The organism is Simplicispira piscis, from assembly GCF_054783455.1.
The window spans coordinates 322,213-347,457 of sequence record NZ_BAAGQN010000015.1 but is presented as its reverse complement, the minus strand read 5'-3'; the positions used below and the strand labels follow the sequence as shown (position 1 = coordinate 347,457).

Here is a 25,245-nt window from a genome sequence, read left to right as displayed (position 1 = left end):
CTGCTAATTTTGCTAAATTAGCCGAAATTAGCGATAGAATTTCTCCCGTTGTGAAAAATATGATGGTTCTTACCTGATCACTCGCATCGCGCTTCTGATGCTACGGGAGTGGCATCTTCATCTGTGCTGCGAATTCTGAATTCTTGGACGCCCAGCGTTACTCTTGGCCGAAGTAATAATTCCCTTCGTGACTGAGCGTTCATTGACAGAATCCTTGATGCTGTCGATGCTCTGTTCTTTCTTGAGCATGTAGGGAACGACTTTATCGAGTAATACCGCCCGCCTATCTGCATCGGTGTGATCTATCATACCAATCCCACACTGTTCGTAGTCGGATTTATTAAAATTGCAGTTGTGATATAAGCCTTTCCCTTCTGTTATTTTTTCCTTCCAATATAGTCCAACTTCCTCTGCCAGATGTTCGTCTTTTTTAACTTTTTGACCGTCATAGAGGAGCAGCATATGCGCATGCGGACCTTTCCGGGGTGTATATTCGAATTTCGTGACATAACCCTCTAGGTGCTTAAATAAATTAGGATTGCCTCTTCGATTGTCGAGCATATGCTTTATGTCACGCTTTATGTCGGACAGTTGCTTGTTCTCGCAGTGCTCTTTGGGGTACCCAAAATCTAATCTGAGCGCCAAAAGTTTGGAGTTCTGATCGTGTAATTGATTTATATACTGTCGAACACTTTTTTCAGTTTTGGTGACTGTGCGACTGCCTTTTTCCATAATTACCTCCTTGATAGTTTCATGAGAAAACTTTATCTTTTCTCATAATATATACAAAGATAGCACCCCACATGCCGGAATTGACACATCATCTATTGATGGCATAACTTCGTATATCAGCATTTACTTTGCATACCAAGTCAGTATCAAGGATTCAATTAAATTAGTGGCCGCCATGATGGGAAGCATTCGTAATGCGGAAATAGCACGAATATAGGTTATTAGTGTTATTGCAATTGAAAAGAAGCTGATTAATAAAGAATGGTGAGGAATCTGGATATAGCCCAGACGATCGCATGCACAAGCCGAATGTTGAGCAGCAACCTGGCTATGTCTTGTTGGCTTCATCAACCGCTTGCATTCTGTCTTTCAAGGTAACTGCCCGTAGGGACGGTTTTCATAGCCCGCAGGTCAGTCGTGATGACAACCTTTGGTTGACTCAGCCTGCATCTGGAGTGCGCCTCTTATCAGCTGGTTTTTTAATCAAGTCACTGATGCCTGCGTACCTGTCATGGCCTGATACGAAGGTAGCCCAGGAATTCATGAGATCCCGTCGCTGCTCTAGCAGATCGGTGCGGTGATATGCCGCCTCGACCTTGTCCTTGATGGTGTGTGCCAGCGATCGCTCAGCCAAGTCACGCGAGTAGCCCTTCTCGCTGCACCAATCCCGAAAACTGGATCGGAATCCATGGGCGGTGGCGATGCGTCCCGGAGTATCACTGCGCGCCTTGAGTCTGCGCAGCAAAGAGGTGAGGGCCATATCCGAGAGTTCCACCTGGTCTCGCACCGATGGAAACACGAGAGTGTCGTGTTGATCCTTTTGCTCCTCCAAAATGGCCAGTGCCCGGGGCGACAGCGGAACGCGGTGGGGCATCTTGGCCTTCATGCGCTCGGCGGGGATCGTCCATATGGCAGTCGTGAAGTCCACTTCGTCCCAGGTCATACCTCTTGCCTCGCCGGATCGGCATGCCGTCAGGATCACAAACTCAAGCAGTGTGCGTGACACCTCAGGACGGTTGCCCGTCCTGAGGTGCTGCTGCACGAATGTCGTAATGTCTCGCCAGGGCATGGCGGGGTGGTGCTGGGTGCGCAGGGCTTTGCCGGGTTGGTGGGCCAGCAGGTGAGTGACGACATCCACGGGGTTGGATTGGCAGTGCCTATGTGCCCATCCCCATGCCATGACTGCGTGGATGCGCTGTTTTACGCGGCTGGCGGTCTCTGCCTTGGTGAGCCATATCGGTTTAAGCACTTCTGCGACATCCCCTGGCTGGATATCCGGCAACAGCTTGTGACCCATCTTGGGGAAGACGTACTGCTCCAGCGTGTTGAGCCACTGTTGACCATGTTTGGGGTTCTTCCACCCCGGCAGCAGATCCTTGTGAAGTGTTTCAGCAGCATCCTTGAATGTTGGAACCTTGGGGGCTTCTTCGACCTTGGCTTTCTCTTCTAGGGGATCTTTGCCCTCGGCGAGTGCAGTGCGCATTGAGGCTGCTTGCTTGCCGACTTCTGCAATGCCCACTTCAGGATAGGTACCCAGGCCTGCATTCCTGCGCTTACCGGTGACTGGGCTGACGTATCGCAGAACCCATTTGCCTCGCCCCTTTGTGCTGGAAGGGTGCAAAGCCAAACCGGTGATGCCGCCATGCGGGATCGCCGACTCCGTTGGTTTGATGTTTTTGGCTCTTGTGTCGGTAATCGTTGCCATTGGGAGTTCCACGTACGGTATGCCATCCAGTATGCCATTTGAAATGGATGACGTCGGAACTCTTTGGATCAGCTTGGACTAAGAGTGCTTATTTATCAATGACTTGAGAGCTTTCTTTGGATGGCATTGGGCGATACTGGATGCTATTTTGGATGCCTCCGTTTCCGCCAAGATAAAGCCCAAGTGATTGATTCACTTGGGCTTTTTTCTTTTGCGCTTGTCTTTTCGTTCAAACACCCGCCTCAAGTCAACCCGGTGGGACTGCCTTGATTGCAGGATGTGGGGACGCTTGGAGCATGCGACCGGGCGGAATATGATGCCATGTCAGAAACTGGTTCGCTATTCGCCGGAAAACGATGGCTCGATGGGAGAAAGTTCGATGAACAGGCCCTGGCTCACGCAGTACCCGACGGGTGTGCCCGCCGAAATCGACATGCAGCGATTCGCGTCGCTTGTCGATATGCTTGCCGACAGCTGCAAGCGCTTTGCCCCTTTGCCTGCGTACCGGTCAATGGGCGTGACGATGAGTTTTCGTGAGCTGGACGAGGCCAGCAGTGCGTTTGCCGCCTGGCTGCAAAAATCGGCCGGGCTGCAGCGTGGTGACCGCGTTGCGCTGATGATGCCCAACCTGCTGCAGTATCCGGTGGCGCTGTTTGGCGTGTTGCGCGCCGGCATGGTGGTGGTGAACGTGAATCCGCTCTACACACCGCGCGAGCTCAAGCATCAACTGAACGATGCCGATGTGCGCGCCATCGTGGTGCTGGAGAACTTCGCGCATACGCTGCAGGAAGTGATTGGCGAAACCTCGGTGCGCACGGTGGTAACAACCGAGGTGGGCGACCTGTTGCCCACGCTGAAGCGGCTGGTGACGAACGCTGTGGTCAAGCATGTGAAGAAGATGGTGCCGACATGGCGGCTGCCCGGTTCGGTGTGCTGGCGCGACGCGCTCGCAGCCGGGCGCGCTCAGCAACTGGACGCGGTGTCTCTTGGACACGACGATCACGCCTTCTTGCAGTACACCGGCGGAACTACGGGCGTGGCAAAGGGTGCACAGCTCAGCCACGGCAACATGGTGGCCAACGTGTTGCAGGTGAGCGCATGGATGTCGCCCAACCTACACGAGGGCCAGGAGACCCTGATCCTGCCGCTGCCCATGTACCACGTGTTTGCACTCACCGGCGCGCTTTCCTTCTTCAGCCAGGGTGCGCAGGCGGTGCTGGTCGCCAATCCGCGCGACATGCCCGATTTTCTCAAGGTGCTGGCCAGTACGCCGTTCACCGCCATCATCGGTGTCAACACCCTGTTTCGGGCCATGCTGGATGCGCCCGGTTTTGCAGCCATTGACCTGAGTCGGCTCAAGCTGGCGGTGGCTGGCGGCATGGCGGTGCAGCAGGTGGTGGCACACCGGTGGAAGGAGCGCGCTGGCATACCGCTGGTCGAGGGCTATGGCCTGACCGAAACCTCGCCGGTAGCGATCGCCAATCCGGTCACGATCCAGGAGTGGAGTGGACAGATCGGTGTGCCCTTGCCCAGCACTGAAGCGGCCATTCTGGACGACGACGGCGACCCGATTCCTCTGGGCGAAGTGGGTGAGATTTGCCTGCGCGGCCCGCAGGTGATGAAGGGTTACTGGAACCAGCCGCAGGAGAGCGCCAAGGTGTTCACCCCCAACGGCTGGTTGCGCACCGGTGACATGGGCATGATGGATGAGCACGGCAGCATTCGCATTACCGATCGCAAGAAGGACATGATTGTGGTCTCCGGCTTCAAGGTTTTCCCCAACGAGATCGAAGACGTGCTGACGCTGCATCCTGACGTACTGGAAGCGGCGGCGATCGGGGTGAAAGATGAGCGCTCGGGGGAGGCGGTCAAGGTGGTGATCGTGCCCAGCAATCCGTCGCTGACAGAAGCCGATGTGCTGGCGCACTGCAGGCGCCATCTGACGGCTTACAAGATCCCGCGCATCGTGGAATTTCGCACCGACCCCTTGCCCAAGAGCAACATCGGCAAGATCCTGCGCCGTCAATTGCGCGATGAGGTCGCGGCGAGCCCTACAACCTCGACAGCGTCATCGTTGGGAATTTAAGTGTTTCGGCAACATCCGCTATGGGGCAAGCCGACCTCGGTACGGAGCTAACTCCTGTGCAGGGTATCGAACGCCACGATCATCAACGCCAAATATAAAAAAGCCCGCTAACCATTGTGTAGCGGGCTTTTTTGTGCCTATGAGGCTTGTAAGTGGTGGGTCCTGAGTGACTCGAACACTCGACCTACGGATTAAGAGTCCGCTGCTCTACCAACTGAGCTAAGAACCCACTTTTGAAACCGTTTCTGCGTCGCAGCAGAGAGACGAATTATGCCTTATTTTTTTAGGGCTCTGCAAGCATTGCAGCCATTTTTTGTCTGTGGGCCGCTCATTGCATGGCATTGCGGCTGGCCAGTTCTACGAACAGGCCACTGTGGTCGAGTTCGCCCAGGCCGTGTTGCACGCCGTCGGCGTAGAGGGTTTCGAACAGGGTGGTGATGGGGGCGTCGAAGCCGATTTCCTGGGCTGTGGCCAACGCATTGCGCATGTCTTTGAGCTGCACGCCCATGCGTCCGCGCGGGGCAAAGTCGCGCTCGACCATGCGCTGGCCGTGCAGTTGCAGGATGCGGCTGTCGGCGAAACCGCCGCTGATGGCCTCGCGCACTTTGGCCATGTCGGCGCCGCCCTTGGCAGCCAGCAGAAGGGCTTCGGCCACAGCGCCAATGGTGATGCCGACAATCATCTGGTTGGCCAGCTTGGCCAGTTGGCCCGCGCCGTGGGGGCCGACGTGCGTTGCGCGCCCCAGCACCGAGAAAACGCCTTGTGCACGCTGAAAGTCTGCGGCCTTGCCGCCCACCATGATGGCCAGGGTGCCGGCCTGCGCGCCCACGGTGCCGCCCGAGACAGGAGCGTCCAGGTGCGCGACGCCCATTTCGCCCAGGCGCGCGGCATGGTCGCGGGCCTCGCGCGGCTGGATGGAAGCCATATCGATGAACAGGCTGCCCTTGCGCAGAGCGGTGGCGGTACCCTGCTGGAAGAGTACATCGCCCACCACAGTGCCGTTTTCCAGCAGGCTGATGGTGATGTCGGCTTGGCGAACGGCGCTGGCAGGCTGGTCGTGCACCGTGGCGCCGTACGCGGCCAGCGGTTCTGCCTTGGCGCGCGTGCGGTTCCATACGTGAACCTCGTGGCCGGCCTCGCACAGGCGCTGGGCCACGGGCAGGCCCATCATGCCAATGCCCAGGAGGGCGATGCGTGTTTGCGACGGTGGGTGCATGGCGTGTTCCGAAAACGGTGTGAAGTCCCCATCATCAGGCCCCAGGCGGGCTGCTGGCTGTCAACTGGCTTGCAGCAGTCGCACCTAAAAGTTCAAGGTGTTTTGTGCTGCAGCGTGCTACATCAGCAGATGCTCGCCTGCGTTGTCGCCGCCGAGGATCACGTAGTTGACCTTGCGGATGTCCATCAGCTTTTTGCCGCCTGAATAGCTGATGGAGCTTTGCACGTCCTGTTCCATCTCGATCAGCGTATCCGCCAGCGGCCCCTTGATGGGTTCGAGGATGCGCTTGCCTTCCACGTGCCTGTATTCGCCCTTGTTGAAGTCGCTGGCCGAGCCGTAATACTCTTTGTAGAGCGCGCCATCGACTTCCACGGTCTTGCCGGGCGATTCCTCGTGGCCCGCGAAGAGCGAACCGATCATCACCATGCTGGCACCAAAACGGATGCTTTTGGCAATGTCGCCGTGGCTGCGGATGCCGCCGTCGGCAATGATGGGCTTGGTGGCCACGCGCGCGCACCATTTGAGCGCACTCAGTTGCCAACCGCCCGTGCCAAAACCTGTTTTGAGCTTGGTGATGCAGACCTTGCCCGGCCCCACGCCCACCTTGGTCGCGTCGGCGCCCCAGTTTTCCAGGTCGATGATGGCCTCGGGCGTGGCCACATTGCCGGCAATCACGAAGCTGGCGGGCAGGTGCTGCTTCAGGTAGGCAATCATGTTCTTCACCCCGTCGGCATGGCCGTGGGCGATGTCGATGGTGATGTATTCGGGTGACAGGCCTGCCGCCACCAGTTGGTCCACCGTGTCGTAGTCGGGTTTTTTCACGCCCAGCGAAATGGAGGCATAGCAGCCGCGGGCGTGCATATCCTTGACGAACTGGAGGTTGTCCAGGTCAAAGCGGTGCATGACGTAAAAATAGCCGTTCTGCGCCATCCAGATGCAGATTTTTTCGTCCACCACGGTTTTCATGTTGGCGGGCACCACCGGCAGGCGAAAACGGCGCGCTCCCAGCTCCACGCTGGCGTCGCACTCCGAGCGGCTTTCGACGCGGCACTTGCGCGGCAGCAGCAGGATGTTGTCGTAGTCGAAGATTTCCATGAGATTCCAAGCTCCATCAAAGGACGCCGCAAAACAATTTTTGCGGCGGTGGGCGCTTGGCCTGGAGACCGGTTGTGTGGGCAAGACCGTCTGAGGCCATGCCGAACCCCGGTAGGGGGCACAAAAAAACCGGGCTGCAAGAAACTTGGGCCTGGTGATTGATTCTACCCGTCTGCTTGGAGGGCGGCATAACGCCGACGCTATTCCCCGCATACAGACTGGGCTGCTGCCACCATGCGGCCCTGGGCATCCTGCACCCAGCCGACGGTGCGCAGGCGCTCGGGCTGTGCGCCCTCGGGGAAAGACATGGGACGCAGCTCAGTCCATCGGTTTAACTTTGATTTTGATAGCTTGTTGCGCTTATCCCACGTGCCCTGGAGCATGTTTCGAACGATATTTCGGGCGACGGGAGAGCCTTCGGTGCCTGCGGGTAGGCGCTCGACCACCAAGAGGTGAAAAGTCCATGCCGCGCCGGACTGGCGCGCGCTGAACTCCGCCGTGGCACCCAGGTAGTCGTTCACGGCAGGGCCTTGCCCCACGCGCAGGTGCAGGCCGCGCACCGGCTCAACGGGCGCCGTGTGCACGTCGGTAGCGGTGGGAACGGCTCGGCCCAGCGCCTGCAGGCGCTGCAGGGCGTCACGTGTTGCGGCGGGCGCCAGCGGGGCATCGTCTCCCTGTGCGCTGGGAACAATCCAGTCGAGTACCAGAGCGTCGGAGCCGGGGGCGGGCGTGGCGCTGTCTTGCCAGCAGCTGGCGCAGTCGGCGCTGGTAAAGCGCTCGAACAGCGCCACAGGCTGGGCTGGGCCTGCGTTGGCGCAGAGGGGCTGCGCGGCCAGAGGCAGGCTGTGCAGTGCCAACAGGGCAGTCAGGGTGAGGGCTGTATGTTTCATGGCCTGGCGCTTTCTACAATCAGGCCATGTTCCCACAAGACCCGATTTCTGGTGCGCCTTCGGCCGCATCTCCCCTTTTGGCCCACCTGAATCCCGAGCAGTTGGCTGCGGTGACGCTGCCAGCGGGCCATGCGCTCATTCTGGCGGGCGCGGGTTCGGGCAAAACCCGCGTGCTCACCACCCGCATTGCCTGGCTGCTGAACAACGGCTATGCCACGCCGGGCGGCATCCTGGCCGTGACCTTTACCAACAAGGCTGCCAAGGAAATGGTGGCACGCCTGTCGGCCATGCTGCCGATCAACGTGCGCGGCATGTGGATAGGCACCTTCCACGGCCTGTGCAACCGCCTGCTGCGCGCACACCACCAAGCAGCCGGTTTGCCGCAGTCGTTCCAGATTCTGGACACGCAAGACCAGCTCTCGGCCGTCAAGCGCCTGTGCAAGCAGTTCAACATGGACGATGAACGCTTTCCGCCCAAGCAGTTGCAGTACTTCATTGCGGGCTGCAAGGAAGAGGGCATGCGCCCCGGCGACGTGCCGGTGGCTGCGCACGACGTGGACGGACGCAAGAAGGTCGAGTTCTATCAGCTCTACGAAGAGCAATGCCAGCGCGAAGGCGTGGTCGATTTTGGCGAGCTGATGCTGCGCAGTTACGAGCTGCTGCGTGACAACGATCCCATCCGCGTGCACTACCAGCGGCGCTTTGCGCACATCCTGGTGGACGAATTCCAGGACACCAACAAACTGCAATACGCCTGGCTCAAGCAGTTGGCGGGCGACGAGGTCAATGGCCGCTTTGAGGCGCGCGGCAGCGTGATTGCCGTGGGCGACGATGACCAGAGCATCTATGCCTTTCGCGGCGCGCGCGTGGGCAACATGGCCGACTTTGTCCGCGAATTTGACGTGCAGCGGCAAATCAAGCTCGAACAAAACTACCGCAGCTACAGCAACATTCTGGATGCCGCCAACCAGCTCATCAGCCACAACACCGGGCGCCTGGGCAAGAACCTGCGCACTGAACAAGGCCCGGGCGAGCCGGTGCGCGTGTATGAGGCGCCCAGCGACCTGATGGAAGCGCGCTGGATGGTGGAAGAGATCCGTAACCTGGTCAAAAGCGACGGCTTTAGCCGCCAGGAAATTGCCGTGCTGTACCGCAGCAACGCGCAAAGCCGCATCATCGAATCGACCCTGTTCAACGCCGCCGTGCCGTACCGTGTGTATGGCGGTCTGCGCTTTTTCGAGCGCGCCGAAGTCAAGAGCGCACTGGCCTACCTGCGCTTGCTGGAGAACCCGCAGGACGACACCAGTTTTATGCGGGTGGTCAACTTTCCGCCGCGCGGCATCGGTGCGCGCAGCGTTGAGGTATTGCAGGATGCGGCGCGCAGCGCCGGTTGCTCGCTGCACGACGCCGTGAGCGCCGTGCCCGGCAAGACGGGGGCCAACCTGGGTGCGTTTGTCGCCATGGTCGATGTGCTGCGTGAGCAGACCCAGGGGTTGAACCTGCGCAGCATCCTCGAGCAAATGCTCAAATCCACCGGGTTGGTAGAGCACTACCGCGCCGAGAAGGAAGGTGCGGACCGCGTCGAAAACCTGGAAGAACTGGTCAACGCAGCCGAGAGCTTTGTCACCCAGGAAGGCTTTGGCCGCGACGCCGTGGCGCTGCCGCTGGACGAACACGGACTGCCACTCACCCAAAGCCCCGCCAGCCAGGGCCTGGACCCCGATGCGCCTTTGCTGGATGTGCCTTTGCCAGGCGCGGTGCCGGACATGGTCGACATCGACACGGGAGAAACTCTCTCGCCGCTCGCCGCCTTCCTGACCCACGCTGCGCTGGAGGCGGGCGACAACCAGGCCCAGGCTGGGCAGGAAGCCGTGCAACTGATGACCGTGCATGCCAGCAAGGGGCTGGAGTTCGACGCCGTTTTCATTGGCGGCATGGAAGAGGGCTTGTTCCCTCACGAAAACGCTATCAGCGACAAGGGCGGCCTGGAGGAAGAGCGTCGCCTGATGTACGTGGCCATCACCCGTGCCCGCAAGCGCCTGTACCTGAGCCACTCGCAAACGCGCATGCTGCACGGCCAGACGCGCTACAACCCGCGAAGCCGCTTTTTTGAAGAACTGCCCGAGTCCGCCCTCAAGTGGATCACGCCCAAGCAACAGGGGTTTGGCTCTTTTGCTCCTCATTCGGGAGCTGGTAGCGCTTATCCATCAAGCGCCAGAGGCCCATTTGGCTTTAAATCTGAAACCTTTGCCAGCCCACCCGTTCCAGTGCAAAAGGCAGCGCCTGCGCACGGCCTGCGCGCTGGCATGGCCGTGTTTCACAACAAATTTGGCGAAGGCAAAGTGCTGGCCATCGAGGGCACGGGCGACGACGCACGCGCGCAGGTCAGCTTCCCGCGCCACGGCACCAAGTGGCTGGCGCTGTCGGTGGCCAAGCTGACGGTGGTGGAGTGAAGGGCCTTGGCCTGCGTCACTGCCCCTAACGAACCAACCAAAGCCTTCACAAAGTGGGCACGTGGTGGTTTCAGGGCGGGGCGACCTGTGAGGTCATCTCGGAGGCGTTTGAGTGACGGGGGCTATGCCGGGGACTCGGCCGGAGCTTCGTCGGTAGCCACGGCTTCTGCCGCTGTCCCTGCAAAGTAATCTTCAAGTGAGACAAATTCCTGCCGCTCGCACAGCAAATGACCCAGATAAGCGGCTGCTCCTACGCCGGCGGCCATCGCCACGGCTGTTTGAGCCGAGGAGCGGCGCTCGTAGGATGCATGTCGCTCGTATTTTTTGCGGCCGCCCGGCGCCAACAGCACGTAGACCACGATTGCAATGAGACCACCTATGGCCAGCAACGTGCACTTGGCGGCAAAGGAGCTTGCGGTCATCCAAAACGAAGGGTTCGTCCGGGCGGTATGCAGCAGAACAATGCCGACAGCGCCCGCGACAAGAAGCCCTCCGACGACCTTGGCAGCGGTGTCCGGCAATCCAAATACCGCCAGAAAAATCGAAATAACGAAAGCGGCAATGGGTGAGCCCATCCACAGGGCAATGTCTGTGTAGCTCGAAAAAAGCACCAGGCGATTCTGCTTTCGCGCCATGTAGGCATACACCAGGTTGATCGCCAACAGGGCCAGGGCGATGCGGGACACCCACGTGGTGATGAAGGCGCTTCGCTTTTGCGCCTCTTCCCTCTCGATTCGCTGCGCCTCCTTGCGCGCTTGTTCTTCTGCCGCGCGCTTGTCGGTTTTCGCTTTGTTTTCACGGGCTTGACGTTCGCGCTCTTCGTTGGTAATCCGAAGGACTTCTTGCTCTTTTGCGTATTCCTGCGCGGCTCGCTCCTGCGCTTCACGCAGGGCCGCAGCTTCAGTATCTCGTTGAGCGTAGGCTTGCGCCACGCGTTCTTCCATGCTCAGATGTTGCTCGGCAGCCGAAATGGCCTTCCCCGGCGCTCCACCTGCCAAGCGGGCCGGTGAAACATTTGTAGAGTCCACCTGCTGCGGTATTCCGTGGCGAGGGTTGCTCCGGCCGTACCGCGCCGAACGGTCATTTTCTGTTCGCGTTTCAGTCGCTTGTCTGCTCGCAGGTGCAGCAGCAGCGGTGCTTTCGGCATACAACTTGTCCAGTGCGTCTTTGCGTTCCTTCATCTTGCCGTGAAGACAAAATTCACTGGCACAGGAGTCGAGCAAGAGTCTTTCCCACTGGGCTTGGTTGTCTGTGAGGGCCACTGTTTGGGCAGGAAGCGCATTCTTCACGCGGTTGAGCGCAACGTCCATGGACTGGTATACGCCCCGCAGCTGTGCGCTTCGGCAGAACGATTGCTCCATCACGGGGCGTTGCCTGCCGTTGCTGCAATCGATCTGGTCTATCACGCCTGCATATGCCGCAGAGCCCCCTATCAGAATCGCGAGCAACAACATCAGATTTTGTACTTTGACCATCCCTCCCTCCATTGTTACGAGCTGTATGCGTATTATCGGGGCGAGTGAAGGCGTGCCGTTACTGGGATTTCGTCATGTTGGGAGCATCAATGGCCGCTATCCGAGTTTTTTCATCGGTGTCGATGGCTCCATCTTCGTGCTCAACGATCTCTTTGTGGATGCGCTCGCACGCCGCAAAGGTGGGGCTTTGAAGCTCCTGTCTGCGGCTGTTGCATTTGCCATCGCCGAGGGCGCCGTCCGCGTTTCGTTATCAACGGCAGTGACCAACACAACAGCACAAGCGCTCTATCAATCCGCCGGTTGGAAGCGGAATGACGCATTCTTTGTTTACGACTTCGTTGCCCCGGCATAGGCTTGGCACGGCTGTGCGATGGAACGGAACTGACCCGCAGTCTTCACAGTCGGCAGGGTGCATGAGGGGGTGAATGCGGATTGGCCGGCGCCTGATGTGGTTTTCGACGGTGTTCGAATGCAGAAATGGACGAACCCTGGATGCAGGTGGAGACGGAACGGGTTTCACTTCTCTTCTTGCGGCTGTATTCTGGAAATGAATGTTTTTACTCCCGTTCAAACGCCATGACAATTCCATCCACCCGCACCGCCCCCCTCCAAAACAAGGTAGACCCCAGGGGCGACCTGCACGCTGTGCGTGCGCGCGGCACACTCATGGGCAATCGCGGCATCTTGCATAACGAGCACGACCAGATCGTGCGCCGCTGGACGACCAAAAGCTGGGTGTCCTGCTGCCTGGACGCCAGTTTTCAAAAGCGTTCTCCGTTCACTCAGGGTACGTATTCCGAGCTGTTTTTTCTGGACGAAGCCACGGCCTATGCGGCGGGGCACCGCCCCTGCCGCGTGTGCCAACGCCACAAACACGACGACTTCAACCGCATCTGGACAGCCGCGAACCGTGCCGACCATGTCGTTGCGAACGGCCAGGCGTGCCTGCCCATCGCCCAGATTGATGCCGTGCTGCATGCCGAGCGGGTAGGCCCAGACAAAGCAAAGCGCACCCACGCGGCCCGCTTGAGCGACTTGCCCGTGGGTGCCATGGCGGTGGACGATGGTCGCGTGCTGCTCATTGGCCCCAAGGGGCTGCGTGCTTGGTCATTCCACGGCTACAGTGCGGTGTCCGCGTTGCCGGTTGACACCTGGGTGCAGGTGCTGACGCCGCCTTCCATCGTGGCGGCCATCCGGCAGGGTATGAAGGTGGCTGTCCATCCCTCCGCCACCCACCCTGAACCCGGTGCACCTGCATCCCTTTGATTGTTGCAGCATCGTTTTTGTATTGTTTTTACCCACCCAAGTTCTCCCCCATGGAAGTCAAAGCCCAGGTCCACACCATCGAAAAGCTCAAGGATTACCACTTTCTCGTTCCCGATTACCAGCGGGAATACGTGTGGGAAGTGGACGACCAGGTGGAGCAGTTCCTTGCCGATATCGCCAATGAGTTTGACCCCGGTGCCAAAGATCCCAGCAGCTACTTCATTGGCTCCATCATCATTGTGAAAAATGGCAGCAAGTACGACGTGATTGACGGACAGCAACGGCTGACCACCACCGTCATCACCATGTGCGCCTTGCGAGACTTGTTGAAGGATCAAATACTGGATCAGGTGCAAGAGCACTATCTCAAGACCATCCAGTCCTGGCTTTCCAGTTTTGATATGCAATCCAAACAGGTCCAGGTTCGGCTGGAGCTGCAATACGAAGAAAGCAAAGACTTCCTGTTGCAGCTGATTCTGGGCAAGGCGCTGCCGCCAAGCAGCACGCTATCGATCGAGCGTATGCGGGCTGCCTATGACCGCATCAGGCAACATTTGCAGAACTACCTTGATGCTGGTTTGGGCGTATTGGCGGAGTATGCGTATTACTTCCTCACCAAAATCGACCTCGTCGTCATTGAGTCGGAAAACCTCAGCAGCGCCCTGAAGATTTTTGAAACCATCAACCAGCGCGGAGCCGGGCTCAACGCGATGGACCTCGTCAAGAACCTGCTGTTCAGCAAAGCCAAAGGCAACGATTTTGCGCGTATCAAGGACAAGTGGAAAGACCTCACGGGGCATCTGCAACGGGCGCGGGAGGGTGACAGCCCCCTGCGTTTTTTGCGGTATTTCCTCATGGCGCGCCACTTCGACGGCATCTTGCGTGAGGACGAGCTTTACAAATGGATCATCTCGGTCGAAGGCAAAAAGCGTCTGAGGTACGAGGAAGCCCCCTACGAGCTGGCTGTGGAGCTGGAAAGAGGCGCGCGCCGCTACGCCGACTTGGTGTGTGCCACCGAACTGCAAAACGACGGGGGCGATTATCCGGCCGTGACCCGCATCGGCTTCATGAACAAGATCAAGTCGCGCCAACATCTCATCTTGCTGCTGGCGCTGGATCACACCAGTACGGCCGACGCGATCAACTACCTTGCCCAGCAAATCGAGAGTTTCTTCTTCTACAGCAACACCCTGGGCATACAGGCCAAGAACAACGAGCGGTTGTTTGTGCAGTGGGCGGTCCAACTGCGGGGCCTGAAAAGCGAAGCCGAGATTGCCTCGGTCGTGGATGCCACCCTGCGTCCCTACCTGCAAGACAAGCTGGGTGAATTCCGCCAGCGCTTTTTGACCCTGCGCGACAACGACTACCACCCCCTGTACCGCCTGCGCTATGTGCTGGGCCGCATGGAAAACAAGCTGCTGGCCTTGTGCAATACCCCACAGAAAGGGTTGCGCTACATCGATGGCCTGCAGATCGAACACATCCTGCCCCAGACCCCCCGCGATGGCGCCATTCCTCCTGCCCTGGCGGCCAACCGGGCCGAGTACGAAGGCCACGTGTACCGCCTGGGAAACGTTACCTTGCTGGAGAGTGTTATCAACCAGGCAGTGAACAAGCACAACGACCTGCACGGCAGCTGGTTCACTGACAAGCAGGAGGAGTACGCTAAATCCGGCCTGCTCAGCACCCAGCTCCTCGACCACACCTTCGCCATTGGTGTGAACACCAAAGTCAATCAGCTAGCGGCCCTGCCTGGCGCCAACTTCCGCACCGCCCGGTGGGATGGGCAAGCTATCCAGCAACGCCAGACTGCATTGCTGGAGTTGGCGTTGGACACCTGGATGCTCAATAGCCGCCGTCTGGACGCATGACCAACCATTGCTCACACGACACCACTGAAAAACGAGGCGACCCCCCCTCCTGGGTAATCGGATGTATTGCACGACGCGCACGATCAGATCGTGCTCCGCTCGGTCCCCAAAGGTCTGTACCACACGGCAATCGCTCAACTTGATTTCCCCATGACAGAGGAACGGCTGAGAGGGGGCGGATCGGGTTGAGCTGCCCCCTTCCAGTCGTGCCGACGCAATGGCATCCAGCGGCATGCGCTATTCACAAAGAAGCAACGGGGCGCCGTGCCTCGAGCATGGGCCGCGCCAGAGTCATGGCGCCGTCATGCAGTCTTCATGCCATTGTCATGGCGGGTTTCTACGCTGCAGGGGTTTGCAACGACCTTCAGAAAGAACCCATGAACCAGCGTTTGGATGTGCCCGCAGCGGCCATTGATTTCAACGACGAAGACTCCAACACTTCTGCCAATCCGACGTTTGGCGCTGTCCTCACCGCCCGGTTGTCGCGCCGGGGCTTGCTGCGCGGCGGTGTGGGCACCGTGGGCACGGCCATGCTGGCCGGTTTTGGCGTGAGCGCCTGCGGCGGCAGCGACGACCCGGTGGCGCCCGCCGAGAAGCTGCTGGGCTTTGCCGCCGTGCCCAAGAGCCTGGCCGACGTGGTGAGCGTGCCCGTGGGCTACACCGCCAGCGTGCTGTACGCGCTGGGCGACCCGATCATCGCGGGTACGGCCGCCTACAAGAACGATGGCACCGACACCGATTACGACCAGCGCGGCGGCGACCACCACGACGGCATGGAGTGGTTCGGCCTGGGCGCCGACGGCAAGCGCAGCGACAGCGCCACCGAGCGCGGCCTGCTGGCCATCAACCATGAGGCCACCACCGACGAAAAGCTTTCGTCCTTCTTCATCCACGCCAACGGCGGCACCTCCACGCTGCCGCGCCCGGCCTCGGAGGTAGACAAGGAAGTGGCCCTGCACGGCATTGCCGTGATCGAGGTGACCAAGACGGCCGGCAAGTGGGGCTACACACCCAACTCGGCGCTGAATTTCCGCCTCACGCCGCTCAGCCCCATCGAGATCGCGGGCCCGGCGCGCGGCCATGCGCAAATGGCCACCAAATACTCGCCCACCGGCACCATGACGCGCGGCACGCTGAACAACTGCGGCACCGGCAAGACACCCTGGGGCAGCTTCCTGACCGGCGAGGAAAACTGGTTCGGCTATTTCACGCGCGGCGCCGCCGACGATGCCGCGCGCGGCAACGACAAGAGCGTGACCGCGCTCAAACGTTACGGCCGCAACCAGGGTGCCGCCTCGCGCCATAGCTGGGAGAGCGGCGGCGCGGCCGACCAGTACCAGCGCTGGAACAACAGCAAGACCGGCGCCTCGCAGGATGGCAGCGACGACTACCGCAACGAGATGAACGGCATGGGCTACATCGTCGAGATCGACGCCTACGACAAAACCCGCACGGCTAAAAAGCGCACCGCGCTGGGCCGCTTCGCGCACGAGAGCGCGGCGTTTGGCAAGGTGGTGGCGGGCCAGCCGCTCACCGTGTACATGGGCGACGATTCGCGCGGCGAATACATCTACAAGTTCGTCTCCACCGCGCTGTGGGATGCGGCGGATGCCAATGCCGCCGACCGCTTGGCGGTGGGCGACAAGTACCTCGACAGCGGCAAGCTCTACGTCGCCAAGTTCAATGCCGACGGCACGGGCGCCTGGGTGGAGTTGTCCATGGCCCACGCCGCCATCGCCGGCTATGCGGCCTACAAATTCGCCGACGCGGGCGACATCGCCATCAACACCCGCCTGGCCGCCGACGCCGTGGGTGCCACCAAGATGGACCGCCCCGAGTGGAACGCCGTGAACCCCGCCAACGGCGAGATCTACTTCACGCTGACCAACAACAGCAACCGCAGCATCGACCCCGCCAGCGGCCAGTACCTGCCCGACGGCCCGAACCCGCGCGCCTACACCGACATGAAGGGCGCCAGCAAGCAAAACGGCAACCCCAACGGCCACCTCGTGCGCATGAAGGAAGGCGCAGGCCAGGCCTTCACCTGGGACGTGTACCTGTTCGGCGCCGAGGCAGGGGCGGACAAGGGCATGGTGAACATCTCTGCACTGACGGCCGAGCAGGACTTCTCCAGCCCCGACGGCCTGGTGTTCAGCAAGGCCACCGGCATCTGCTGGATACAGACCGACGATGGCGCGTTCACCGATGTGTCCAACTGCATGATGCTGGCCGCCCTGCCCGGCAGCGTGGGCGACGGCGGCAAGAAGACCCTGGGCTACACCCAGGCCGACGGCAGCAAGCTCGACGTGACCACCTATGTGGGCAAGCAGGCCACGCCCGACACGCTCAAGCGCTTTCTGGTCGGGCCCAAGGGCTGCGAGATCACCGGCCTGGCCGAGACACCCGATGGCAAAGCCATCTTCGTCAACATCCAGCACCCGGGCGAGAGCACCAAGATGTCCGACATCGGTGATCCCGCCAAATACCAGAGCCAGTGGCCCGCCAATGCGGGCTACGGTGCAGGCAAGCGCCCCCGCTCGGCCACCATTGTCATCACCAAGAACGACGGCGGCCGCATCGGCAGTTAATGAAGGAGGTTACCAGCGTGCAATGCGCTGGAGCGTCTATTCATATCCGGGGAAGGCCGTCACCCCCGGGCGTTTTTTGTATTGGTAGCCACGCCCGTCCTTGGGGCCTTTCATGCCGCTGATCTGCCAGGCCGTGCGCTGGCGCACCAGGGCGGCCAGCATTTCCATCTCTTCGTCGGTGTGGTTGATGGCCGGAGCCGGGAACAGGCTTTGCCCCTTGCGTGGGCTGGCCTCGGCCCAGAAGGACTGGTGGTAAGTTGATTCGCTCACGGTGCGGTCGCCGCCTGCGGCGATGTCCACGGTGCCGTAGCAGTTGCAGAAATAACTGCGGAAGTCCTGCTCGGGCAGTACCTCGGCGTACACGCCCGTGCCCCGGATACCCGCGGTCATGGTGGGCGTGATGATCTGGCGGTCTGCCCCCCGGCTCCACACGCTGGCCACGGCACCTGAGAGCAGGCGCAGCAGCCGCACGGTGACGGGGTTGTCACCTTCGATTGCCAGGCGGGTGTTTTCGCGTACCAGGAAGGCGCTGTCGCCCACGGTCAGCACCATGCGGGAACCCGGGCCTGTTTCCAGCTGGTCGCCTGCGGCGATGCGGTCCTGGGCGTCGAGCGGTGTGCCATTGCGCAGCACGTCGCCGCGCAGTTCCACCACGCGGCTGTGCAAGGTCTCTGGAGCCTGTGCCTGCGCAGCCTGCCAGCCTGCGGTGGCTGCCCATGCGCCAGCGGCCTGCACCAGGCTGCGCCGCCCGAGCAGGGGGTGCTGACTGTCAGTCGGCGCCAGGGGCTGTGGGGGGCGCAAGGGCATTGTCGGCCTCGGGTGTGCCCGGCTTCTCAGGGGGATCGAAGCAGTCGCGGAAGGTAAAAACGATGGAGCTGAAGAACATGGTAGCCATCACCATCGCCAGGCCCACCATGATGCCGCCCATGGTGCCCGGTACATTGCCTGGCGGCAATATCCCCACCACGGCCAGCAGGCCCGACAGCAGGCTGACCAGCACCCCGCCAATGGCAAAAACCGCCATCCAGCCCAGCCCGTAAACGGTGAAGGCGCCGATATTGCGCACGCAGGCCACGATGCTGAAGAACAGGCTTTTGACCGGCGGCACGCCATGCCAGTGCACGAGGCCCGGCGCGTGCCAGAACAGCAGCGAAAGCGGCAGGTACAGTGCCATGCACACCCACATCGCGGCCTGGAAGTCAGGGTTCTCTGCAGTCTCTTGCGTGAGTGGCGCGCCACCCAGGTAAACCTGCGCAAACAGGCCGCCGTCGAGCAGTGAAGACAAGGCGATGATGCCCAGAAAACCGGCGGCGTACAGTGCGCCCAATTGCAGCATGTGGTGCAGGCGCTGGCGCCCCGTGCGAAAAGCCACCAGCAGCACCGTGGGCATGGGGAAGCGCCCCTGCATGGCCTCTGCCGAGGCGACCATCATGGCCAGCGTGGCCGAGGGCAGCAGCGTGAGCGCCAGCGCTGGGCCGACCAGCGGCACCATCGAGGCCAACGACATGGCGGCCATGGTCATAAAAAACAGGGCCGCCATGGCCATGGGCTGGCGGCGGAAGACGAAGATGCCGCTTTTGACCCAGGCCAGGCCCGTGCGTGCGGGAACGATGTGTAGTTTCATGCGGGTGCCTATTCTTGCAGCATGACGGGATGCAGTACCCGCTGGCGCAGTACCCGTTCGAAGTGCGAGGGATCGTGCGGTGTGAGCATGGAGGCTTCGCGCGGCAGGTAGTAGTCCCACAGCCGCGAGACCCAGAAGCGCAGTGCGCCCGCGCGCAGCAGGGCAGGCAGCAGGCTGCGCTCGGCCGCAGTGAGCGGGCGCACGGCCTGGTAGGCGGCCAGCATGGCGTTGGCGCGGGGTGCATCGTGCGCGCCGCTGGGCAGGTCGATGCACCAGTCGTTCATGCACACGGCCAGGTCGAACAGAAAGCTGTCCACCCCGGCAAAGTAGAAATCAAAGAAACCGGTGAGCTGCTCGCCCTCGAACATCACGTTGTCGCGGAACAGGTCGGCGTGCACCGGGCCACGTGGCAGGGCGGCATAGGCGGAACTGGCTGCAATGTGGTTCTGGTAGGCCAGCTCGGCACGCAGCAGCGCGGCCTGTTCGGGGTCGATGTGCGGCAGTACCACGGGCACCGTTTCGTTCCACCAGGGCAGGCCGCGCAGGTTGGGTTGCTGGCGCTCGTAGTCGCGCCCGGCCAGGTGCATGCGCGCCAGCATCTCGCCCACGGCAGCGCAGTGCACGGCCTCGGGTGCCAGCTGGCTGCGGCCGACCAGGCGGTTCACCACGGCGGCAGGCTTGCCGCACACGGTGTGCAGGATGTCGCCGGCCTTGTTGGCGCGCGGGTCGGGCACGGGAATGCCTGCGTGCGCCAGGTGTTTCATCAGGTACAGATAAAACGGCAGTTGCTCTGCGGTCAGGCGCTCGAACAGCGTGAGCACGAACTCTCCCTGGTCGCAGGTGACGAAGTAGTTGGTGTTCTCGATGCCGCCCTCGATGCCGCGCAGCGCATGCAGCTCGCCCAATTGCAGTTGGCGCAGCAGGTCGCGCGCCTCGTTGTCAGAGACTTGTGTAAATACGGCCATCGGTCAGAGCACAGCGGGAAAGGGGGTCGATCGTCAGGGGCGGTGTGGGGCGTTGCCGCGCGGTATGGCAGGGCTTGTCAGAACTTGATCACGTTCCAGACACGGGGACCGGTGGTGGACTCGGAGCCATTGCGGCTGCCGGGCAGGTTGCGCACGCCGTCAGACGGCAGCACTTCGTAGGCAGGCATGTCGCCGGTCTTGGGCTGCACCGTAATGGTCTGGGTTTGCCCGCCCACGCGTAACTCGTCTACGCGGCTGCCGCCGTCTTCCACGCGGATGCGCTCGGTGCGCTGGTCCTGGCGGGTGGTTTTTTGCTCTGTTTTTGGTAGCTGACTGCGCTCTATAGCTGTGCCCTGTGCGGCATTTTGACTGGTATTTTGGGCGAAGGAGGGGGCTGTAGTCAAAGCCAGCAGCAAAAGGGGGTAAAGAGCGCGCATAGCGCGATTGTAGGCGGGGTGGGGTGCTGCAAACGGTGCGTCCTGGCCAGCCAGAACCCGCCAGGCCCGCAGCAGCAGCCTGCACCGTGCGGATTCAGGGGTGCTGCGGGCAGATCCCTGCGTCACATTTGACGGTGTGCTGGGCAATGAAGGTGCGGAAGTTCTTGCCCAGTTGTCCCATCTGTACGCAGACATCACCGCGGGTATCAAACGCATACCCTTGCGCACCGGCGGCGTCGAGCAGCTCGACCCGCTTCAAGGCGAACTGGGCGAACTGTTCGGGGTAGTGCCACTGCACGCCGCAGATGTTGTGGAAAACCAGGGTGGAATACACCAGCTCGGAGACCACGGGCTTGTCCATTTGCAGGCGCAGCACGCCTTGGTCGAGTTGTGCCGTCTTGAGGCTGTTGCCTTGCAATGATTTTTGCAAGGTTTCTGGCACGTTTTTGAATTCGGTCCCCGCAAAAGCCAGCGTGGACGCTGCGCCGATCAACAACGCGAGCCATTTTTTCATGGTGTGGTTTCCCAAGGTGGAGGGTCTGAAGGCATGCGCCCGAGGGGGCGAGATTACCGCATCCCACAGAGGCGGGCTCTGCTGCAGGGCCGCCCCCCCTCAACCGGCGGTGCTGGTGGGCAATGCGCTTCAGCGCGCTGGCGATGCTGCGGCCTCGTCGTCTACCGCTTTTTGCACCGCATGGTAGAAGGCTTCGCGCGCTTCGCTGGTCTCGCGGTCGCTGGCGCCCGCGGCCCAGTTGGCGTTCGACGCAATCACGAGTTTGCGCTTGGCGTCCAGGAAGATGCCCTGGCCGAAGATGCCGCGCGCAGCGAAGGTGTCGTCGTCATAGGTCCACCACTGGTAGCCATAACCCCGACCGGGCTGGCCAATGGGGGTTTGGCGGGATGTGGCATCGGTCAGCCAGCCATCGGGCACGATGCTCTGGCCGTTGACGACGGCGCCATCAAGAATGAACTGGCCGAAGCGCGCAAAGTCCCGGGTGGCGGCCTGGATGCAGCAGCCGCTGATCTCTTTACCCGTTTTGCTCAGCAGCCAGGTGGCCTGCTGCTCCATGCCCACGGGGTTCCAGACTTTCTCGTACAGGTAGTCGGCCAGTGGTTTTTTCGTCGCCTGGTTCAGCAAGATGCCTACGAGATTGGTCTCGCCGGTGCTGTAGTGCCAGCGCGTGCCCGCCGGTGCTTCGCGCGGGAGCCTGCGCATGTAGCTCACCAGTGCGTCCACGCCTTCCTCGGGCTTGTGGTTGTTGAACTGGGCGACATCGGAATGGGGGTCCGAGTAGGTCTCGTTCCAGCGCACGCCCGATGTCATGGTGAGCAACTGGCGCACGCTCACGTCGTCATAGGCCGAACCTTTCATGTCCGGGATGTAGTCGCTCACCTTGTCGTCCATGCTTTTGATGAACCCATCGCGCAGCGCGGCGCCCACCAGCGTGGAGGTGAATGACTTGGCGACCGAGAAGCTCGTCCAGCGGCCGTCCTTGTCAAAGCCCAGGCCGTAGCGTTCCACACGGATTTTTCCGTCGTGCAGGATCACGATGGCGGCGCTGCGCTGGCTAGCCATGTAGGCATCGAGGTCGATGGAGAGCTTGAGCGGCTCGCCCTGCGGCAAGGGTTTGGGCGTGCTGCTGGCTGGAATGGCGTGGGATTTGGCCAGGATGGGCAGCCGGTCGAGCGCGCGAAACGCGGCGTCACGCTGTGGCTGGGTCCAGAACAGCAGGTCGCGGTTGGTGGGCGCTGTCTTGAGCAGGGCCCGCGTCTCCTTGTCCAGGCTGAACCACCCGGCGGTTCCTGCAACGGCCAGGGCCAATACGGTTCCCACGGCGAACTTCTTGAATTTCAACGCGCTTCTCCTCTCGTTTGTCTTGTGGGGCGATTGGACCGCAACCGGCCCTGCTGCGCCACAGGGTATTCGCTGGGGCAGAGCAGGCTGGGTAGGGTAGAGGTCTTCCTGTGCACAATCGCTGCATGAGCAATAAAAAAACCCTGGTGTTGGTGGATGGCTCCAGCTACCTGTACCGTGCGTTCCATGCCATGCCCGACCTGCGCGCCGTGCCTGGCGACCCGGCCAGCGCGGCCACGGGTGCCATTCGCGGCATGATCAACATGATGCAGGCGCTGCGCAAAGAAGTGCGCGCTGACTACGCGGCCTGCATCTTCGATGCTTCTGGCCCCACCTTTCGTGACGCGATTTATCCCGAATACAAGGCGCAACGGGCGCCGATGCCTGACGATTTGCGTGCGCAAATTGAACCGATCCACGAAGTGGTACGCATGATGGGCTGGCCTGTTTTGGCTATCAAAGGCATAGAAGCCGACGACGTGATTGGCACCTTGGCTGTCACAGCCGCCGCCCAAGGTGTGGAGGTGGTGGTGAGCAGCGGTGACAAAGACCTGAGCCAGCTGGTCAACGAACACATCACCATCATCGACACCATGAACGGCAAGCGCCGCGATGTGGCCGGTGTGACTGCAGAGTTTGGGGTGCCCCCGCACCTGATGGTGGACTACCAAACTCTGGTGGGTGACACGGTGGACAACGTGCCCGGCGTACCCAAGGTGGGCCCCAAGACTGCTGCCAAGTGGCTCATGGAATACGGCTCACTCGATGCATTGCTCGAACGCGCTGCAGACATCAAGGGCGTGGTGGGTGAGAACCTGCGCGGCAGCCTCGGCTGGCTGCCCACGGGCCGCCAGCTCGTCACCATCAAGACCGACTGTGACCTGGCTGCCGAGTTGCCAGGCCTGCCCGCACTGGACGCTTTGGCCATGGGCGAGCCCCAGACAGAACCCTTGCGCACGTTCTACGAGAAATATGGCTTCAAGGGCCTGGCCAGTGCGCTCAAAGCGGCGGCCCCTGCCGCCGCCGAGTCCCCTGTCGTCGCCCTGCCCGGCGAAAGTGGCGATCTGTTTGCCGACCACTCTGCCAGCCCCGTGGCCGAGGCTGCCCAGCACCGCACCGTGGTGTACGACACCATCCTGAACTGGACCGACTTTGACCAGTGGATGCAGCGCCTGCACCAGGCCGGGCTGGTCGCCATCGACACCGAAACCACCTCGCTCGACGAGATGCGTGCCGAAATCGTCGGCATCTCTTTCAGCGTGCAGGCGGGCGAGGCGGCCTACATCCCGCTGGCCCACACCGGGCCCGATGCGCCGGTGCAATTGCCCCTGGATGAAGTGCTGGCGCGCATGAAGCCCTGGCTGCAAGACCCCAAGCGCCACAAGCTGGGCCAGCACATCAAATACGACCGCCATGTGTTCGCCAACCACGGCATCGAGGTGCAAGGCTACGCCCACGACACCATGCTGCAAAGCTACGTGCTGGAAGTGCACAAGCCGCACAGCCTCACCAGTCTGGCCCTGCGCCACACAGGGCGCACTGGCCTCAGCTACGAAGACCTGTGTGGCAAGGGCGCGCACCAAATCCCGTTTGCGCAGGTGCCGGTCGACAAAGCCGCCGCCTATTCGTGCGAAGACTCCGACCAGACGCTGGACGTGCACAACGCCCTGTGGCCGCTGTTGCAGGCAGATGACAAGCTGCGTTTTATCTACGAGCTGGAGATGGCGAGCAGCGAGACGCTGTACCGTATCGAACGCAACGGCGTGCTGATCGACGCGCCCACGCTCGCCGCGCAAAGCCACGCGCTGGGCCAGCGCATCGTGCAGCTGGAGACCGAGGCGTATGAGATCGCGGGCCAGCCCTTCAATCTGGCATCACCAAAGCAACTGGGCGAAATTTTCTTCGACAAGCTGGGGATGCCGGTCGTCAAAAAGACCGCGACCGGCGCGCGCAGCACCGACGAAGAAGTGCTTGAAAAGCTGGCCGAGGATTACCCCCTGCCCGCCAAGCTGCTGGAGCACCGGTCCTTGAGCAAGCTCAAAGGCACCTACACCGACAAGCTCGCCCAGCTGGCCAACCCGCGCACCGGCCGCGTGCACACGCACTACGCGCAGGCCGTGGCCGTCACGGGGCGCCTGTCGAGCAACGACCCCAACCTGCAGAACATCCCCATCCGCACGCCCGAAGGCCGCCGCGTGCGCGAGGCCTTTGTGGCGCCGCCCGGCAGCGTGATCGCCAGCGCCGACTACAGCCAGATCGAGCTGCGCATCATGGCCCACATCAGCGGCGACCACGCTTTGCTGCACGCCTTTCACGCCGGGCTCGACGTGCACCGCGCCACCGCCGCCGAAGTGTTTGGCGTGGCGCTGGAGCAGGTGAGCAGCGAGCAGCGCCGCTACGCCAAGGTCATCAACTTTGGACTGATCTATGGCATGAGCAGCTTTGGTTTGGCGAAGAATTTGGGGATCGAGACCAAGGCGGCTGCCGCCTACATTGACAAATACTTTCAGCGCTACCCCGGCGTCAAGCAGTACATGGACGAAACCAAGGCCCAGGCCAAGGCGCGCGGCTATGTGGAAACCGTTTTTGGCCGCCGCCTGTACCTGCCCGAAATCAACAGCCCCAACGGCCCACGCCGCGCCGGTGCCGAGCGCGCCGCCATCAACGCGCCCATGCAGGGCACGGCGGCCGACCTGATCAAGCTGGCGATGGTGGCGGTGCAAAAGGAACTCGATGCGCACAAACCGGCCATCAAAATGATCATGCAGGTGCACGACGAACTGGTGTTTGAGTTGCCCGAGACCGAGGTGGACTGGGTCAAGGTCGAAATCCCGAAACTCATGGCCGACATCGCAGCGCTGAAAGTGCCGCTGCTTGCCGAGGTGGGCGTGGGGCCGAATTGGGACAAAGCGCATTGACGGCACGGCTGCATTGTCATAACCACTATCGAATCAGGAGCTGCTAACGCTTTTTTTTCAATAGCTTGA

At 61.2% G+C, this 25,245-nt stretch carries 19 protein-coding genes and 1 tRNA gene; 7 read left to right on the top strand and 13 right to left on the bottom strand.

From position 1 onward, the window contains the following. Window positions 1–117 precede the first annotated feature (117 nt). Both ACYVOC_RS11345 and ACYVOC_RS11340 read right to left on the bottom strand, forming a co-directional pair. On the bottom strand, window positions 118–732 hold the full coding sequence (locus tag ACYVOC_RS11345; RefSeq protein WP_461161870.1) for a YagK/YfjJ domain-containing protein: 615 nt from the start codon (window positions 730–732) through the stop codon (window positions 118–120). A 439-nt stretch (window positions 733–1,171) separates the two neighbouring features. Continuing rightward, window positions 1,172–2,437 (bottom strand): tyrosine-type recombinase/integrase, encoded by a 1,266-nt coding sequence (locus ACYVOC_RS11340; RefSeq protein WP_461161869.1) that lies wholly within the window; start codon window positions 2,435–2,437, stop codon window positions 1,172–1,174. A gap of 379 nt (window positions 2,438–2,816) precedes the next feature. On the opposite strand from ACYVOC_RS11340, the gene ACYVOC_RS11335 reads away from it, so the two are divergent. Continuing rightward, complete coding sequence (locus tag ACYVOC_RS11335) at window positions 2,817–4,523, top strand: AMP-binding protein (protein ID WP_461161868.1); 1,707 nt, start codon at window positions 2,817–2,819, stop codon at window positions 4,521–4,523. Window positions 4,524–4,676: 153 nt separating this feature from the next. Here ACYVOC_RS11335 and ACYVOC_RS11330 read toward each other — a convergent pair. The 4 genes from ACYVOC_RS11330 to ACYVOC_RS11315 form a co-directional block, all read right to left on the bottom strand. Next, a tRNA-Lys gene (locus ACYVOC_RS11330) sits at window positions 4,677–4,752 on the bottom strand. A gap of 99 nt (window positions 4,753–4,851) precedes the next feature. Continuing rightward, window positions 4,852–5,739, bottom strand: a complete 888-nt coding sequence (locus ACYVOC_RS11325) for an NAD(P)-dependent oxidoreductase (protein ID WP_461161867.1) — start codon at window positions 5,737–5,739, stop codon at window positions 4,852–4,854. 117 nt (window positions 5,740–5,856) lie between these two features. Next, window positions 5,857–6,834, bottom strand: coding sequence for a GMP reductase (locus tag ACYVOC_RS11320; protein ID WP_116004504.1), 978 nt, complete (start codon window positions 6,832–6,834; stop codon window positions 5,857–5,859). Between the two features lie 200 nt (window positions 6,835–7,034). Next, window positions 7,035–7,724 (bottom strand): hypothetical protein, encoded by a 690-nt coding sequence (locus ACYVOC_RS11315; protein ID WP_461161866.1) that lies wholly within the window; start codon window positions 7,722–7,724, stop codon window positions 7,035–7,037. Window positions 7,725–7,750: 26 nt separating this feature from the next. On the opposite strand from ACYVOC_RS11315, the gene ACYVOC_RS11310 reads away from it, so the two are divergent. Then, the gene (locus ACYVOC_RS11310; RefSeq protein WP_461161865.1) at window positions 7,751–10,177 is read left to right on the top strand and encodes a UvrD-helicase domain-containing protein; all 2,427 of its coding nucleotides are present in this window, start codon (window positions 7,751–7,753) and stop codon (window positions 10,175–10,177) included. 122 nt (window positions 10,178–10,299) lie between these two features. Here ACYVOC_RS11310 and ACYVOC_RS11305 read toward each other — a convergent pair whose 3' ends face one another. Beyond that, window positions 10,300–11,652: a hypothetical protein gene (locus tag ACYVOC_RS11305; protein ID WP_461161864.1), complete on the bottom strand. Its 1,353-nt coding sequence runs from the start codon at window positions 11,650–11,652 to the stop codon at window positions 10,300–10,302. On the opposite strand from ACYVOC_RS11305, the gene ACYVOC_RS11300 reads away from it, so the two are divergent. From ACYVOC_RS11300 to ACYVOC_RS11285, 4 genes are all read left to right on the top strand, one after another. Then, a complete protein-coding gene (locus tag ACYVOC_RS11300) occupies window positions 11,645–12,004 on the top strand; it encodes a GNAT family N-acetyltransferase (RefSeq protein WP_461161863.1) in 360 nt (119 codons plus the stop codon). The genes ACYVOC_RS11305 and ACYVOC_RS11300 overlap by 8 nt on opposite strands. A gap of 224 nt (window positions 12,005–12,228) precedes the next feature. Then, on the top strand, window positions 12,229–12,918 hold the full coding sequence (locus ACYVOC_RS11295) for a hypothetical protein (RefSeq protein ID WP_461161862.1): 690 nt from the start codon (window positions 12,229–12,231) through the stop codon (window positions 12,916–12,918). Between the two features lie 50 nt (window positions 12,919–12,968). After that, on the top strand, window positions 12,969–14,789 hold the full coding sequence (locus ACYVOC_RS11290; protein ID WP_461161861.1) for a DUF262 domain-containing protein: 1,821 nt from the start codon (window positions 12,969–12,971) through the stop codon (window positions 14,787–14,789). A 377-nt stretch (window positions 14,790–15,166) separates the two neighbouring features. Beyond that, complete coding sequence (locus ACYVOC_RS11285; protein WP_461161860.1) at window positions 15,167–17,377, top strand: PhoX family protein; 2,211 nt, start codon at window positions 15,167–15,169, stop codon at window positions 17,375–17,377. 36 nt (window positions 17,378–17,413) lie between these two features. Here ACYVOC_RS11285 and ACYVOC_RS11280 read toward each other — a convergent pair whose 3' ends face one another. From ACYVOC_RS11280 to ACYVOC_RS11255, 6 genes are all read right to left on the bottom strand, one after another. Beyond that, window positions 17,414–18,184: a FecR domain-containing protein gene (locus ACYVOC_RS11280; RefSeq protein WP_461161859.1), complete on the bottom strand. Its 771-nt coding sequence runs from the start codon at window positions 18,182–18,184 to the stop codon at window positions 17,414–17,416. Further along, window positions 18,147–19,001: a BPSS1780 family membrane protein gene (locus tag ACYVOC_RS11275; RefSeq protein WP_116004485.1), complete on the bottom strand. Its 855-nt coding sequence runs from the start codon at window positions 18,999–19,001 to the stop codon at window positions 18,147–18,149. Before ACYVOC_RS11275 ends, ACYVOC_RS11280 begins: the two co-directional genes overlap by 38 nt. Before the next feature lie 8 nt (window positions 19,002–19,009). Continuing rightward, entirely contained in the window at window positions 19,010–19,966 is a 957-nt protein-coding gene (locus tag ACYVOC_RS11270; RefSeq protein ID WP_116004484.1) for a homoserine kinase, read from the bottom strand. 77 nt (window positions 19,967–20,043) lie between these two features. After that, window positions 20,044–20,403: a hypothetical protein gene (locus ACYVOC_RS11265; protein ID WP_461161858.1), complete on the bottom strand. Its 360-nt coding sequence runs from the start codon at window positions 20,401–20,403 to the stop codon at window positions 20,044–20,046. 94 nt (window positions 20,404–20,497) lie between these two features. Continuing rightward, window positions 20,498–20,917: a hypothetical protein gene (locus ACYVOC_RS11260; RefSeq protein ID WP_116004482.1), complete on the bottom strand. Its 420-nt coding sequence runs from the start codon at window positions 20,915–20,917 to the stop codon at window positions 20,498–20,500. Between the two features lie 129 nt (window positions 20,918–21,046). Then, window positions 21,047–22,258 carry a serine hydrolase domain-containing protein gene (locus ACYVOC_RS11255; RefSeq protein WP_461161857.1) on the bottom strand — a complete coding sequence of 404 codons (1,212 nt, stop codon included), beginning with the start codon at window positions 22,256–22,258 and terminating at the stop codon, window positions 21,047–21,049. Between the two features lie 125 nt (window positions 22,259–22,383). Here ACYVOC_RS11255 and polA point away from each other — a divergent pair, with 125 nt between their 5' ends. Further along, window positions 22,384–25,176, top strand: coding sequence for a DNA polymerase I (gene polA, locus ACYVOC_RS11250; RefSeq protein WP_461161856.1), 2,793 nt, complete (start codon window positions 22,384–22,386; stop codon window positions 25,174–25,176). The last annotated feature ends 69 nt before the right edge of the window (window positions 25,177–25,245 follow it).